Raw genomic sequence first — 14,809 nt, 5'->3', positions numbered from 1 at the left:
ATGACGGACGCGGCGATCGCCACTCACCCGCGGATCGATCCCAGCCTGTGCGGCGCGCCGGTGACGGTCGCGCCCGGGCGCGCCGAGGTGCGGCTCGTCGCCACCCCGGTGATGGCCGTCGACGACCACGGCCTGTGCCACGGCGGCTTCGTGTTCGGCGCCGCCGACTACGCGGCGATGCTGGCGGTCAACGACCCCAACGTCGTGCTCGGCGCGGCGACCGTCAAGTTCCTGAGGCCGGTGCGGGTCGGCGATGCGGTGCTGGCCCGCGGGACATGTTCGATCGAACATGGCCGAAAGCGCATGGTCACGGTCGAGGTCGTGCGCGAGGCCGGCGGCGAGGTGGTGTTCACCGGCGAGTTCGCGTGCTTCGTCCTCGACAAGCACGTGCTGGCCGGCTGAAGTTCTGGCAACGAGACGGATCGAAGACCTGGAGAAGGAGCCCACGATGGACGGAGGAGACCGGATCGCCGAGGTGCTGCGCCGACACGGGGTGCAGTTCCTGTTCACGCTGTGCGGCGGACACATCTCGCCGATCCTGGTCGGCGCCAAGCGCCGCGGGATCCGCGTCGTCGACACCCGCCACGAGGTCAACGCGGTGTTCGCCGCCGACGCGGTCGCGCGCATCACCGGCGTGCCCGGGGTGGCGGCGGTCACGGCCGGGCCGGGGCTCACCAACACGATCACGGCGGTGAAGAACGCCCAGCTGGCGCAGTCGCCGGTGATCGTGCTCGGCGGGGCGGCGGCGACGGTGCTCAAGGGCCGCGGGGCGCTGCAGGACATCGACCAGATGGCGCTGATGCGGCCGCACGTGAAGTGGGCCCACGCGGCCAAGCGGGTCCGCGAGCTGGTGCCCATGCTCGAGGAGGCGTTCCGCGTGGCCCAGGAGGGCGTGCCCGGGCCGGTGTTCCTCGAGTGCCCGGTCGACCTGCTGTACCGCGAGGACGTGGTGAAGAGCTGGTACGTGGCCAAGACCAAGCCGGGCCAGGCGCCCAGCCTCGGCGAGCGCGCGCTGGCGACGTACCTCGGCTTCCACACCTGGCGCATGTTCGCCGGGGCCGACGACGCGCGGCCGCAGACGCCACGGCCGGTGCCGCCGCCGCCGCTGGCCCGCGACGAGCTGCGCGCGGCCGCGGAGGCGTTCGCGCGCGCGGAGCGGCCGGTGATCGTGGTCGGCAGCCAGGCGCTGAGCATCCCGGGCGAGGCGCGCGGGATCGCCTCCGCGCTCGAGGCGATCGGCGCGCCGGTCTACCTCTCGGGCATGGCCCGCGGCCTGCTCGGCGCCGGCCACCCGCTGCAGATGCGGCACGCCCGCAAGGCCGCGCTCAAGCAGGCCGACCTGGTGGTCCTCGCCGGCGTGCCGTGCGACTTCCGCCTCGACTACGGCCAGAACATCAGTCGCAAGGCGGTGCTCATCGCCGCCAACCGCAGCGAAGAGGAGATGCAGAAGAACCGCAGCCCCGACGTGCCGGTGCTGGCCGACGCCGGGCGGTTCCTGCAGGGCCTCGCGGGCCGGCTGGCGGACGCGGGCCAGGTCCGCGACCGCTCGGCCTGGCTGGCCAAGCTGCGGGCCGCCGACGACGCGCGCGACAAGGACATCGCGACCCAGGCCGACGGCGCGTCGACCGAGCCGGAGGCGCTGGTCAACCCGCTGCACCTGTGCCGCCGGATCGAGGCGGCGCTCGACGACCGCAGCCAGCTCGTGGCCGACGGCGGCGACTTCGTGGCCACGGCGTCGTACATCGTCCGGCCGCGCGCGCCGCTGTCGTGGCTCGATCCGGGGGTGTTCGGCACGCTCGGCGTCGGCGCCGGCTTCGCGCTGGGGGCGGGGCTCGTGCGCCCCGAGGCCGAGACGTGGATCTTCTACGGCGACGGGTCGGTCGGCTACAGCCTGAGCGAGTTCGACACCTTCGTCCGCCACAAGGTGCCCGTCATCGCGGTGGTCGGCAACGACGCCTGCTGGGCCCAGATCGCCCGTGAACAGGTCGAGATCCTCGGCGACGCCGTCGGCACCGAGCTGGCGCGCACCGACTATCACCGCGCCGCGGCCGGCTTCGGGGCGGTCGGGCTCGAGATCCGCGAGGCCGCCGCCGTCGACGCCGTGATCGCCGAGGCCAAGGCGGCCGCCAAGGCCGGCAAGCCGGTGCTGATCAACGCTCACCTCGGGGGCACGGACTTCCGCAAGGGCTCCCTGTCGATGTGAAGCCCGCCGGGGCTCGCGCATGAGAACTGCTTCATGCGTCGTGTGACGCACGCCGGCGCGAGGACTCGGACCCGCGGGGCCTGGTGCGCGGGGCTTGCTGTGCGCACCGACCTGCGGAAGAGTTCAGGCCATGCTCGTCCGCCTCGCCCCTGTGACTCGCGCGCTGCTCGTCTCGTTGCTCGCCGCCTGTAAGGCCGCCGAATCGGGTGCGCCGGGCGACACCGAGGACACGGGCGACACCGGCTTCGAGGGCGATCCGGAGGTGTTCTCGGAGCTGTCGGCGCCCGTCGACATCCACATCGACGACCGCGGCGTGCCGCACATCTACGGCGAGACCGACGCCGACGTGTTCTTCGCCGCGGGCTACCAGGTCGCGGTCGATCGCCTGTTCCAGATGGACCTGATGCGGCGGCGGGCGTACGGGCGCGGGGCCGAGGTGCTGGGCGCGGGCAAGGTCGACGAGGACCGGATCTCGCGGCTGTTCGACTTCCCGCGCTGGGGCCGGCTCGACGCCGAGCGCCTCAAGACGGAGAGCCCGGAGGAGTACCACCTGTTCGTCGCCTGGACGGCCGGCGTCAACCGCCGCATCGAGGAGATCAACTCGGGCGCCGCGCCGCTGCCGTACGGCTTCGGCAAGGCGGAGCTGGACTACGCGCCCGAGCCGTGGGACCCGGTCGACGCGCTGGTGATCGGCAAGATGGTCAGCTTCGGCAACTCGAACGTGCTCGAGTACGAGTTCCTCGCCACGGTCGTCACCCGCTTCGTGCCCGCCGTGCTCGAGGTGGTGCAGCTGCCGCGGCCGGGCTGGGAGGTCTACACCGTGCCGCCGGAGGACCGGCCCGCGGCCGGGACCGCGCCGGCGCCGAGCGGGGCCGAGCCGAGCAGGACTTCAGGACAGGTCGCAAAGAACAGGTCCCAAGAGCCAGCCCTCAGCCTGCCGCCGGACGCCAAGGCCGCGCTGCGCCGCATGCACGACGCGCTGTCGGGCTTCCGCGTGGTCGGCAGCAACAACTGGGCGGTCGACGGGCGGTTCACCGCCAGCGGCAAGCCGCTGATCGCCAACGACCCGCACCAGCCGCTGCAGAGCCCGTCGGTGATGTACGCGATCCACCTCAACAGCGCCGACGCCGGCGGCAAGTTCGACGTCGCGGGCTTCGGCTTCGCCGGGGTGCCGGGGGTGCAGCTGGGACACAACCGCAAGATCCAGTGGGCCGCGACCACCGGCTTCGCCGACTGCATGGACCTCTACTCGGTCAGGTCGGCGCCCGACCAGGCGACGATCGACATCGGCGGCAAGACGGCGCCGGTGGCCTGGCGCGACGAGATCATCAAGGTCGCGGGCATGGGCGACCGCAAGTTCCGCGTCGGCGACGTCGAGGGCTACGGGGTGCTGGTCGGCGACGCCTTGCCGCTCGACCCGGCGCTGGTGGTCGACGCCGACCGCAAGCTGCTGATCAACTGGACCGGCTTCCGCGCGACCAACGAGGCGCGCGCGTTCCTGCGGATGGGCAAGGCGCAGTCGATCGACGAGTGGGAGCAGGCGGTCGACATGATCGAGGTCGGCACCTTCAACTGGATGGCCGCCGACGCGACGGGCATCACCTATCACCTCAACACCAACGTGCCCGACCGCGGGGCGCCGGCGGGCCGGCCGATGCCGATCCGCGTGGTCGACGGCGACGACCCGGCGTACGTGTGGAGCGGCAAGTTCCTGCCGGGCGATCAGCTGCCACGCAGCCGCGCGCCGCAGACCGGCTTCATCGTCACCGCCAACAACGACCCGTGGGGCTTCACCGGCGACGGCGACCTCAGCAACGACCCCTGGTACTACGGCGCCTTCTACGACCCGGGCTACCGCGCGGGGCGGGTCGAGCAGCGGCTGCACGAGCTGACGCAGGCCGGCAAGGTCACGGTCGCCGACATGCAGTCGATCCAGTCCGACACGCACAGCCTGGTCGCCGACAAGATGCTGCCGGTGCTCGCCGAGGTGTACGCCAAGGTCGCGACCGACGACACGCTGCTGGCCTACCGCGGGCGCAAGGACCTCGAGGTGCTGAGCGACCTGCTGACGAAGCAGTGGAACCGGCGGATGGACCGCCAGGAGGCGGGGGCGCTGGCGTTCCACGCGTTCGCCCACTTCCTGGTCCAGCGGATCCTCGAGGACGACCTGTCGCTGGTGTTTGGCGCCATCATGGACGCGTCGCCGGTGTACGCGCTCAAGTTCGCCGCGCTGGCGGCCACGGGCATGTACCCCAACGCGAACGAGCTGATGCAGGAGGGCCGCGACGTGCTGGTGATGGAGGCGCTGGTCGACGCGTCCGACTGGTTGGTCGGCGAGTTCGGCTCGGTGGCGCCGCACCGCTACCACTGGGGCGACCGTCACGGCACCGGCTTCCGCAACGCGTTCGGCGGCGAGCTCGACGGCGGCTGGCACCCGACCGACGGCGGCGAGGACACCGTCAACGTCTCGGGCAGCTCGTTCTTCGAGCCGGAGTCGACCGACGTGCGGCCGCAGTTCGAGTCGAACGACGGCGCGGTCTTCCGGGTCGTCACCGGCTTCGACAGCGAGGGGGTGCCGCAGGCGGTCGTCAACTTCCCGCCCGGCAACAGCGCCGATCCGAGCAGTCCGCACTTCGCCGACACGCTGCAGGACTGGATCGAGGACCGCTATCACCACTATCCGTACCGCCGGCACGAGGTCGAGGCCGCCACCCGGGAGACGGTCACGCTCGAGCCGTGACGGTCGCGTGCGCGCCTGCGTGCGCGCCGGCGTGCGCGCCGCGGGTGGTCCTGGCGCGGACGAATGCAGGTATAGTCCCGCCGTGTCGTTCCCCCGGACGCTCCGCATCCTCGTCGCCGGCGCGCTGCTGGCGTGTACCCCGAAGGGCCCGACCGAGTCGACGCCGCCGGACGCCGCCGGCGACGACGAGAGCGTGCCCGAGGCGCCGCCGGTCGAGCGCAGCGCAGCTGATGCACGCCGGCAAGACCGCCGAGGCGATCGCGGTGCTCGACGCGGCCCTGGCCAAAAAGCCAGCCGACCCCGAGCTGCACTACGCCCGCGGCATCGCCCTGCAGCAGGCCGGCCGCGGCGAAGAGGCGGTCGCCGCGTGGAAGGAGGCGGTGCGCATCGATCCGAAGTTCTACCCGGCGCACAACGGCATCGGCGCCGTCGCCCTCGACGGCGGTCGGCTCGACGAGGCGGTCGCCGCGTTCGAGGCCGCGATCGCGGCCAAGCCCGACTTCCCCGACGCGCACTACAACCTCGGCCGGGCCGCGCGGGCGCAGGGGCAGAACGAGCGCGCCGCCGCGGCGCTCGTCGAGGCCAACCGGCTCGCGCCCGAGGACGTCGACGTGCTGTTCCTGCTCGCGCAGGTCGACCGCGACCTCGGCAAGCGCGACGAGGCGCTGGCCGCCGCCACCAAGGCGGCCTCGCTGGCGCCCGACGACGCGGAGGTGCGGCGCACGCTCGGGCACCTGTTGATGGAGGCCGACAAGGTCCGCGAGGCCCAGGTCGAGTTCTCGGTCGCGCTGCAGAAGCGCCCCGACGACAACGACGCCAAGCTCGGCCTGGCGCGCGCGCTGGTCAAGCTCGAGCGCGCCGACGAGGCGCTGGTGCACCTGGCCGACCTGGCGGCGCGGCTGCCCGATCAGGCGGTCGTGTGGAGCGAGTGGGGGCCGCGCTGGCCAAGCTCGGGCGGCTCGACGGGCCCGAGGGCGCGCTGGCCAAGCTCGACAAGGCGCTGAGCCTCAAGCCCGACCTGGCGTCGGCGCACATCCGCAAGATCGGCGCGCTGGCGCAGGCCAAGCAGTGCAAGCCGGCCAAGGAGGCCCTCAAGGCGTTCACCGCCAAGAGCCCCAAGCCCGACGCGCTGGCGCAGGCCAAGGCGGCCCTCGGCAGCTGCGGGAAGTGACGGCCGCGACGCGCGAGGCGTCGCGGGCGAACCGTGAGCGGCCGCGAAGGCTGGTCGCGGACGGGGCGGTCTGACCTGAGGGACGCGGCGTCGCCGGACGGGACGGCCTGAGGGACGCGGCGTCGTGGACGGGACGGTCTGACGGACGTGGCCGGCTCGGGCCGGATCGAGGACCTCGGCCAGCCGTCGGCGCGGTGGGGGTGCGCTTCGACCCGGACGAGCGCGGCTTCGCCACCAGCCGGGCGCTCGGGCCCGTGCCGCTGCTCATGCGGCTGGCTGTTCGGACATGCCGAATCGGACAGGTCGCAAAGGACATGGCCGATGCAGCATGTCCCTGGGCGCAGATGCAGGAGTACGCCGCGAAAGCGGCACAGCCGCCTCCCCGAAGGGAAGGCGGCTGCGACGGCGAGGGCGGGCAGGGGCCCGCCGGGGCTCACTGCGGGAGGCCGCAGAAGCCGACGTTCTCGAGTCCGGGAGGAGCCATGCCCTCCTCGTACAGGGCGAGGCACTCGGCGTTGGCGCCGGTGCACTCGGCGGCCGTGAGGTCGCAGAACGGGAGGCAGCAGCCGGCCGCGTTCGGGTCGCACTCGGTGGCGAGCTCCGAGTTGAAGCAGTACAGGCCCGGGTCGCACGCGTTGGCGTACTCGCACACGTCGAACTCCTGGCCCTCTTCGCCCGAGGCGTCGAGCACGCAGATGAAGCTGTCGGAGTTCTGCGGGTTCGGGATGCAGAGGTCGCCGCCGGGGCAGTTCTGCAGCAGCGGGTCGCACGAGGGCAGGCAGAGGATGAGCACGCCGTCGTTGACGATCGTGCACGCGGTGCCGGGGACGTCGCAGCTCGGGGCGTCGGGCGAGCCGGAGCAGAAGCGGACGCAGGTGCCCTCGCCGGTGTCCGGGTCGGTGTTCCAGCACATGTGGCCGACGTCGCAGCTGTCGATGCCGCTGACGCCGCTGCCCTCGACGGTGCACGGGTCACCGGTCTGGCCGGGGTTTTCCATGACCGGCGTGCACTTCAGCGACTCCCACGAGTTGTCGCCGTCGCCCGAGTAGGGCATGCACTTCTCGCCGGGCGGGCAGTCCTGGGTCCACGGATCGCACTCCTTGGTCCCGCCACCGCCGTCGGGCGGCATGATGAAGCTGCCGTCGGTCGTGTCGGTGTCCGTGGCGGGGGCGGTGTCGCTGGTCGGGCCGTCGGTGGTCGGCGTGGTGCCCGGCGAGCTGGCGGTCGTCGTGGTGCCCGGCGTGGTGTCGGTGTCGCTGGCGCTGCCGGTCGAGGTGTCGCCGTCGGTCCCGTCGCTCGAGTTGCCGTTGGTGTTGTTCGTGGTGGGGTTCGTGGCGGTCCCCGACGCCCCGGGCTTGCCGTCATCGCCGCAGCCGAACATCAGCGCGGAACAGAGCAGGCTAGAAACCAAGCTGAACTTCTTCATGGAGTCCCTCGTGAGTGCGATTTGGAGCTGTCGGCGCGCAGCCTACGGTGTGCGAGGCACGCGCATGTCAGGTCTGGCAGTTGAGGTCGCATTGGGGTGAGTCATTACCCGCCGATCCTCAAGTCCTCGGCCGCCAGCATGGCATAGCCTACGGAACAAGCGCAACTGGCTAATTGGCTTCGCATGCCCGCGTATGCGTGCCTGCCCCGCACTCCGTCACACGTTTCCGCCGAACAATTGCCGGGTGACGAGGATTGTTTCAGGCGCCGTGACGGCCCGGACGAGGGGCGCAAACGTCGATCGGGGCGGTGCACGGGCGCGCCGGACGGCCGCCGGACACGACAACGGCCCGGCGGGTCTGCCGCCGGGCCGTTGATTTTTCCGGAGATCGCTCTCCTGGAAGGGCGCGACTACTTGCGGAGGTCCGCGGTCACGAGCTGGCGCCGCAGGTGGTCGTCGAACAGGACGATGCCGGGGATGGTGACCCCGCCCTCGATCATGGCAGCGCCCTGGCGGCGGATGCTGTCGAGGCCGAGGCGGCCGATCATGCCGCCCACGTCGTCGCCGTCGACCGCCTGCACGAGGCGCCCGAGGTGGCCATGCAGCTGCCGCGACAGCGCCTTGGCCGCCGGCCCGTCCCACGGCGACTGGTAGACCATGCGCGCCAGCGCGTCCTGGAGGGCGCGGAGGTGCATGTCGGCGGCCACCTGCAGGCGCAGGCGCAGCACGTCGAGCGGATCACGGCCCGTCTCGGCGGCGACCCGCAGCGAGGACAGCGCCCCCGTGAGGTGCTCGATGCGCGCCAGGCGCCCGGCCAGCGCCGGCGCGAAGCCGGCCGACTCGAACTCGTGCGCGCGGGCGTGCAGCTGCGGGATCTGGCTGGCCGGCAGGGCGTGCTCGACGTGGTCGAGCAGCTCGCGGGCGCGGTCGATCGTGCGCTGATCCACGGTCGTGTAGGCGTCGCCCTCGAGCAGGACCACAGTGGTCTCCTCGAGCGCGGCCTCGACGACGTGCATGGCCCGGTAGATGGCCTCCTGGCGGTTCTTGTCCTCGCTGGCGTAGAGGTCGCGGCGGAGCGCGTCGACGTCGCCGGCCGCCGACGCGGTCATGTACGCCTCGGCGATCGCGTGCGCGGGGCGGCTGGTGCTCGTCATGAGCTCGGGGAAGAAGGTCGCGCCGGCGTTGTCGACGATCCGGTTGACGACCATCGTGGTCGCGATCTCGCGGCGCAGCAGGTGGCTCTTCACCGCGCCCTCGGCGGCCTCGACGATCGCGGCCGGGAAGTACTCGCGGACCATGCGGTCGACGAGGCCCTCGGACAGCGGCTCGCCGTCGAGGAGCACGCGGTAGACCAGCATCTTGGCGTAGGCGCACAGCGCCGAGGCGTCGGCCTTGAACAGGCCGATGCCCTTGCGCGCGCGGTTGGCCAGCTCGTCCTCGGTCGGCAGGGCGAAGGTGTCCGGGTTGAACGGCACGTGCTGCACGAGGTACGACAGCGTGCGGGCGTAGCGGTAGACGTCGACCTTCGAGCGGCGGACGTCGTAGCTGACCATGCGGCTCTGCGAGCGGTTGTTGGCCAGCACCATGTCGCACACCTCGGTGGTGGCGGCCTTGAGGACCTCGTTGCGGCGCTCGCGGGTGACCTTGCCGCTCGCCAGCAGCGGCGCGAACAGGATCTTGATGTTGACCTCGTGGTCCGAGGTGTCGACGCCGCCCGAGTTGTCGAGGAACGAGGTGTAGTTCTGGCCGCCGATGCGGGCGAAGGCCGGGCGACCGCGGTCGGTGATCGCCAGGTTGGCGCCCTCGGACATGACGCGGAAGCGCAGCTGGTTGGCGTTGACCCGCACGGCGTCGTTGGCCTTGTCGCCGACGTCGGCGTGGGTCTCCTCCTTGCTCTTCACGTAGGTGCCGATGCCGCCCATCCAGCACAGGTCGACCTTGAGCAGCAGGATGGCGCGGATCGCCTCCTCGCCGGACACGACCTGCGTCGGCGAGAAGCCGAGCAGCTGGCGCGCCTCGGGCGACAGGTCGAGCGACTTGGCGTTGCGCGGGAACACGGCGCCGCCGGGGCTGAGCTTGGCGGGGTCGTAGTCGGACCACTGCGAGCGCGGCAGGACGAACAGCCGCTCGCGCTCGCCGAAGCTGACCTCGGGGTCAGGCGTCGGGTCGATGAAGACGTGGGCGTGGTTGAAGGCCGCCAGCAGCTTGATGGTGCGGCTGCGCAGCAGGCCGTTGCCGAACACGTCGCCGCTCATGTCGCCGACGCCGATCGCCGTGATGACGTCGGCCTCGGGGTCGATGCCCATCTCGCGGAAGTTCCGCTTGGTGGTCTCCCACGCGCCGCGGGCGGTGATGCCGGTGGCCTTGTGGTCGTAGCCGTTCGAGCCGCCCGAGGCGAACGCGTCGTCGAGCCAGAACTTGTGGCTCATGCTGACGCTGTTGGCGGTGTCCGACAGGTGCGCGGTGCCCTTGTCGGCGGCGACGACGAGGTACGGGTCGGGGCCCTCGGTGTGGAGGATGCCCGGCGGGGTCACGATCTCGCCGCCGACGACGTTGTCGGTGACCGACAGCAGCGCCTCGACGAAGATCTGGTAGTAGCGGTCGCCGGCGGCGCGCAGCTCGTTGCGGTCGGTCGGGGCCTGGCGCAGCACGAAGCCGCCCTTGGCGCCGACCGGCACGATCAGCACGTTCTTGACCATCTGCGTGGCCATGAGGCCGTGGATCTCGGTGCGGAAGTCGTCCGGCCGATCGGAGAAGCGGATGCCGCCGCGGGCGACGCGGCCGCCGCGGAGGTGCACGCCCTCGAAGTCGGGGTGGTAGATGAAGATCTCGCGCAGCGGCTTGGGATCGGGGCCGAACGGGACGCGCTGGCCGTCGAACTTGAACGCCATCGCCGGGGTCTGATCGCGGCGCGCGCCCGCGGGCGCCGTGATGACGAACGCGTTGGTGCGCAGCGTGGCGCGGACGACATCGGCGACGGCCCGCAGCACGCGGTCGGCGGTGTAGTCGGCGACGTCGCGCAGCTCGGCCTCGAGGGTCTTGTCGGTGACCTCGGCCAGCTGCGGGCTGGCGCTCGTCGGGTCGTAGCGGGCGTCGAGCCACGAGACCAGCGCGGAGGCGACGGTCGGGTAGGCGATCAGCGTCTGCCGGATCAGCGCCGAGGTGAACGGGCAGCGGACCTGGTGGAGGTAGGCGACGTAGGCGCGCAGGATCTCGACCTCGAGCGCGGTCATCGTCGTCGACACGATGAGCTGGTTGAGCGAGTCGCGGCCCATCGTGCCGGCGTAGACCTGGCGCAGGGTGGTGCGGATCTCGTCGGCCCGGCTCATGACCGCGGGGATCCGCTCGGGGCGGACGTCGAGGCGGTAGTTGTCGAGCTCGAACGGGGTCGTGTGGGCGATGTGGACCGGGCGCGCGTACTCGTCGACGACCTTGAAGCCGAAGCTGCCGATCAGCGGCAGCTCGTCGCTGAGGTTCATCGCCTTGCGGCTGAACACGCGCAGGTTGAGGCTGCCCGGGTGGTCGCCGGTGACCGAGACGTAGAGGTCGAAGTCGAACTCGGCGCCGCGGCGGATGTTCTCGATGCAGCGCAGGTCGCCGAGCAGCCGCTGGTCGCCGGCGCGGCGCTTGTGCTCCTCGCTGAAGGCGCCGTGGTACAGCTCGAACAGCTCCTCGACCTGGTCGGGCGGGGCGAGCTCGGACAGCGCCTCGCGCAGGCGCTCGTTCCAGCCCTTGGCCAGCGCGAGCACCTCGCTGCGCACGCGCTCGGTGTCGACGGCCGCGAACGGCGTCGGGCCGGTCATGTAGTAGTGGATGATCGCGTTGTCGTAGCGATCCATGTACACGCCGAAGTCGGAGTAGGTCGCCCCGAACTCGCGCTGCAGCTTCTCCTGCACCTGCAAGCGCAGCTCGTCGTTGAACTGCTCGCGCGGGAGGCTGACGAAGGCGAACACGAACCGGCCGTCCTCGCCGACGTTGATGTGGACGTCGGAGCCGCCCTCGACCTCGGCCCGCAGCACGCGGTCGGTGAGCTCCCAGATGCTGTCCTCGCTCTGGGTCAGCAGGTACTCGAGCGGCAGCGAGTTGAAGGCGTTCGTCAGGCTCTTGCCGCGGTGGCTGTCGATCGAGACGCTGCGCTCGGTCAGCAGCTTGCGCAGCATGACGCGCAGGAACGGGATCTCCTCCGGCGGGGTGTGCAGCGCCTTGTAGGTGAAGAGGCCGTTGATCAGGCAGGTGCCGACCGGCTGGCCGTCGCGACCTACGCGGGTGACGACGAAGTGGCCGGGCTTGCCGCTGCGGTGGACCGGCGACTCCTCGTTGCTGCGGTGGTAGCGGACGGTGCGATCGAGGTCGCGGGCGTAGGCGGCGAAGCGATCGGCGTCGCGCTCGCTGAGGTTGACGGAGGCGGTGCCGAGCGTCGAGATCCGGTGGCCCTGATCGTCGTACTCCTCGATGCCCAGCAGCACGAGGTTCTCCTCGCACAGCCAGCGGACCATGCCCTCGGTCTCGCGCAGGGTCAGGCTGCGATCGTTGCTCTCGGCGTTGGCGGCCCGCAGGTAGTCGTCGGCGAGGTCCTGCAGCCGGCGCTTCATCGGCTGGAAGTCGCGCACCATCGCCTGCACGATCCGCAGGCGGGTGCGGAAGCGGTCCTCGATGTCCTCGGGGACATGTTGGCCGGGGTCGAGCTCGACGCGGATCACCGACTCCGGCGCGCCCATGCCGATGCTGGTCAGGTTGCCGGCGGAGTCGCGCCGGACCTTGATGACGGCGTTCATCAGGCTGGCGATCTCGAGCCGCTCCGCGCCGAACAGCGCGCGCAGCGAGGACACCAGGAACGGCTGGTCCTCGAGGCAGCTCTCGAGGACGACGCTGTCGCCGTGTCGACGCACGACGGAGTTGATCTCGCCGCGGCCGCGGGTCTTGATCGTGCTCAGGACCTGCTCGAGCTGCTCGACGAGCTCGGCGCTCGCCACTCGCCGGATGTCTCGAAGGTCGACCGAGGTCAACACCGCCTTGCAGAGGGCCGCCAGGAGGTTGACGTCGGTCCCGGGCAGCTTGGGGACGTACGAGGCGAGGACCTGCTGTACCTCGTGGATCCGCTGGTTGCTCAGTTTTTGCGTCGCCATCGGCGGCAACTCTCCGCCGGCCGGCGGCTGGGTGCAATCCCTCCGGAGCGGAGCGCACGCGACCGTTGCCGCGGAACGTCGCCGCAATCGGCAGCCGACCCGCGGCCGACTCGCGCAAACCCCCGGAAGGGCTCGCGCAGGGCGTTGCGCACCGCGGCTGCATGACATCCCGCACGCGGGATCCGAAGGGGCCGCAGTGCTTGCGGTCCTATTCTTGCCTCGTGCCTCAGCCCTCCGTCGCTGCACCGGATCTGGCGGCCTGCGCCGCGCGTCGCTCCCGCCTGTCCGCGCGCCTCGGCGACGCCGCGCTGCTGCTGGCCGCCGGCGAGCCGCCGACCCGCTCCGGCGACACGCGTTACCGCTTCCGGCCGGACTCGAACTTCTACTACCTGACCGGCGCGGCCGAGCCCGGCGCGGTGCTGCTGCTGCGGCCGGGTCGGGCGCCGGCGAGCGCGCTGTTCTTGCCGGTCCAGGACGAGCGCGACGTGCTGTACCACGGGCGGCGGCCGAGCGCGGACGAGGCCCGCGAGCAGCTCGGCGTCGACGCGGTGTTTCCGATCGCGCAGCTCGAGCTCGAGCTGCCGCGCCTCCTCGACGGGATCGAGGAGCTGTACCTGCCCTTTTCGACATGTCCCGAGCTCGATCGGGCGGCGTTCGCCGCGATCGAGCGGCTGCGCGCCGGTGACCGCCGGGGCGAGGTCGCGCCGACCTGGCTGGGCGACGCGCGGGCGCTGCTGGCCGAGGACCGGCTGGTGAAGGACGCGGCGGCGATGACTTCGCTGCGCCGCGCGGTCGACATCTCCGCGGCCGGCCACGTGGCAGCGATGCGAGCGACCCGACCCGGCTTGCTCGAGCTCGAGATCGAGGCGCTGCTCGAGCACGAGTTCCGCCGCCGCGGCGCGAGCGGGCCCGGTTACGAGACGATCGTCGCCGCGGGCATCAACGCCAACACGCTCCACTACACGTCCGCCCGCGGGGCGCTCGGCGCCGGCGACCTGCTGCTGGTCGACGCCGGCGCGGAGTGGGAGCTGTTCACCGGCGACATCACGCGCACGTTCCCGGTCGCGGGTCGCTTCACGCCGGTGCAGCGCGACGCGTACGAGATCGCTCTGGCCGCCAACGAGGCCGGGATCGCGGCGTCGGTGGTCGGATCGAGCCTCGACACCATCCACGAGGCGTGCCTGCGCGTGCTGTGCGACGGGCTGCGCTCGCTCGGCCTGGTCCAGGCCGGCGTCGACGAGGCGATCGAGGAGGAGCTGTACAAGCCGTACTACCCGCACAAGACCAGCCACTGGCTCGGCGCCGATGTCCACGACGTGGGCCGCTACACCGTCGACGGCCGGGCCCAGCCGCTGCGCGCCGGCTTCGTGCTGACGGTCGAGCCGGGGCTGTACTTCCCGGTCACCGACGAGGTGCCGGCCGGGCTGCGCGGGGTGGGGATCCGCGTCGAGGACGACGTGCTGGTCACCGCGGGGGCGCCCGAGGTGCTCAGCGCAGGGGCGCCCAAGCGGGTCGCGGAGCTCGAGGCGCTGGTCGGCCAGGGCTGACGGCGGCGGCCGCTCGCGGCGGCCGCTCGCGGCGTTCGGTTCGGGGCGTAGAGGGGCCGCGCACGAGCGAGACGGCCGCTTGCGACGCGCCGAGCGGAGGGGCCGCGGACGCGCGCGGGAGGGCATGTCGTAATGGGCATGTCTCTGACGACATGTCGAAGCGGGCATGGTGTAGAGGACATGTCGTGATGGACATGTCTCCGGGGCCATGACTGCCGGCGACCTCTCCGGCCCCCGGCGGGCGCGAGGAGGCGGCCCGTGAACGGTGGTCTGGGCGCGGGCGCGGCCTGCACGTAGGCGGCCATCGCCATCGTCCACCCGAGGAACGGAGCCCAGGACAAAGACCTTCTCGCCACGCACCGACGAGGACGAGCGACCCGCACGCACGCGCGCTCGCCGAGCGGCCGCTCGCGGCCGTGGATGTGGATCCGCGAGGCGCCGAACAGAGGGATGCAGCGGCTGGCCCAGGTGATCGCGTACCGTGCGAGAACCGTCGCTGCGGGTCGAAGGGGCGACGACGAGCCAGACGGCGATCCAGAACACGGCCAGGCTGAACGCGAGGTCGGACCGGAAGAGGGCCGAGCGGTGGCGCAGCA

Annotated in this window: 8 protein-coding genes; 6 read left to right on the top strand and 2 right to left on the bottom strand. The window is 71.8% G+C overall.

Annotation, left to right across the window (positions count from 1 at the left end):
• The 5 genes from OV079_RS13165 (at position 1) to OV079_RS13145 (ending at position 6,114) form a co-directional block, all read left to right on the top strand.
• Positions 1-402 carry a PaaI family thioesterase gene (locus OV079_RS13165; protein WP_267768707.1) on the top strand — a complete coding sequence of 134 codons (402 nt, stop codon included), beginning with the start codon at positions 1-3 and terminating at the stop codon, positions 400-402.
• A 46-nt stretch (positions 403-448) separates the two neighbouring features.
• Positions 449-2,203, top strand: a complete 1,755-nt coding sequence (locus OV079_RS13160) for a thiamine pyrophosphate-binding protein (protein ID WP_267768705.1) — start codon at positions 449-451, stop codon at positions 2,201-2,203.
• Between the two features lie 130 nt (positions 2,204-2,333).
• Positions 2,334-4,943: a penicillin acylase family protein gene (locus OV079_RS13155; RefSeq protein ID WP_267768703.1), complete on the top strand. Its 2,610-nt coding sequence runs from the start codon at positions 2,334-2,336 to the stop codon at positions 4,941-4,943.
• Positions 4,944-5,173: 230 nt separating this feature from the next.
• Positions 5,174-5,947 (top strand): tetratricopeptide repeat protein, encoded by a 774-nt coding sequence (locus OV079_RS13150; protein ID WP_267768701.1) that lies wholly within the window; start codon positions 5,174-5,176, stop codon positions 5,945-5,947.
• Entirely contained in the window at positions 5,863-6,114 is a 252-nt protein-coding gene (locus tag OV079_RS13145; RefSeq protein ID WP_267768699.1) for a hypothetical protein, read from the top strand. Before OV079_RS13150 ends, OV079_RS13145 begins: the two co-directional genes overlap by 85 nt.
• A gap of 433 nt (positions 6,115-6,547) precedes the next feature.
• On the opposite strand, the gene OV079_RS13140 is transcribed toward OV079_RS13145, so the two are convergent.
• Positions 6,548-7,540, bottom strand: coding sequence for a ribulose phosphate epimerase (locus OV079_RS13140; protein WP_267768698.1), 993 nt, complete (start codon positions 7,538-7,540; stop codon positions 6,548-6,550).
• Positions 7,541-7,950: 410 nt separating this feature from the next.
• Positions 7,951-12,666, bottom strand: a complete 4,716-nt coding sequence (locus OV079_RS13135; RefSeq protein WP_267768696.1) for an NAD-glutamate dehydrogenase domain-containing protein — start codon at positions 12,664-12,666, stop codon at positions 7,951-7,953.
• Between the two features lie 221 nt (positions 12,667-12,887).
• Between OV079_RS13135 and OV079_RS13130 the strand changes: the two genes are divergently transcribed.
• Positions 12,888-14,213, top strand: coding sequence for an aminopeptidase P N-terminal domain-containing protein (locus tag OV079_RS13130; protein ID WP_267768693.1), 1,326 nt, complete (start codon positions 12,888-12,890; stop codon positions 14,211-14,213).
• The last annotated feature ends 596 nt before the right edge of the window (positions 14,214-14,809 follow it).

Source organism: Nannocystis pusilla, from assembly GCF_026626665.1.
Lineage (GTDB): Bacteria > Myxococcota_A > Polyangia > Nannocystales > Nannocystaceae > Nannocystis > Nannocystis pusilla.
The sequence above is the reverse complement of the archived record's forward strand: the minus strand, read 5'-3'. Positions and strand labels throughout refer to the sequence as shown.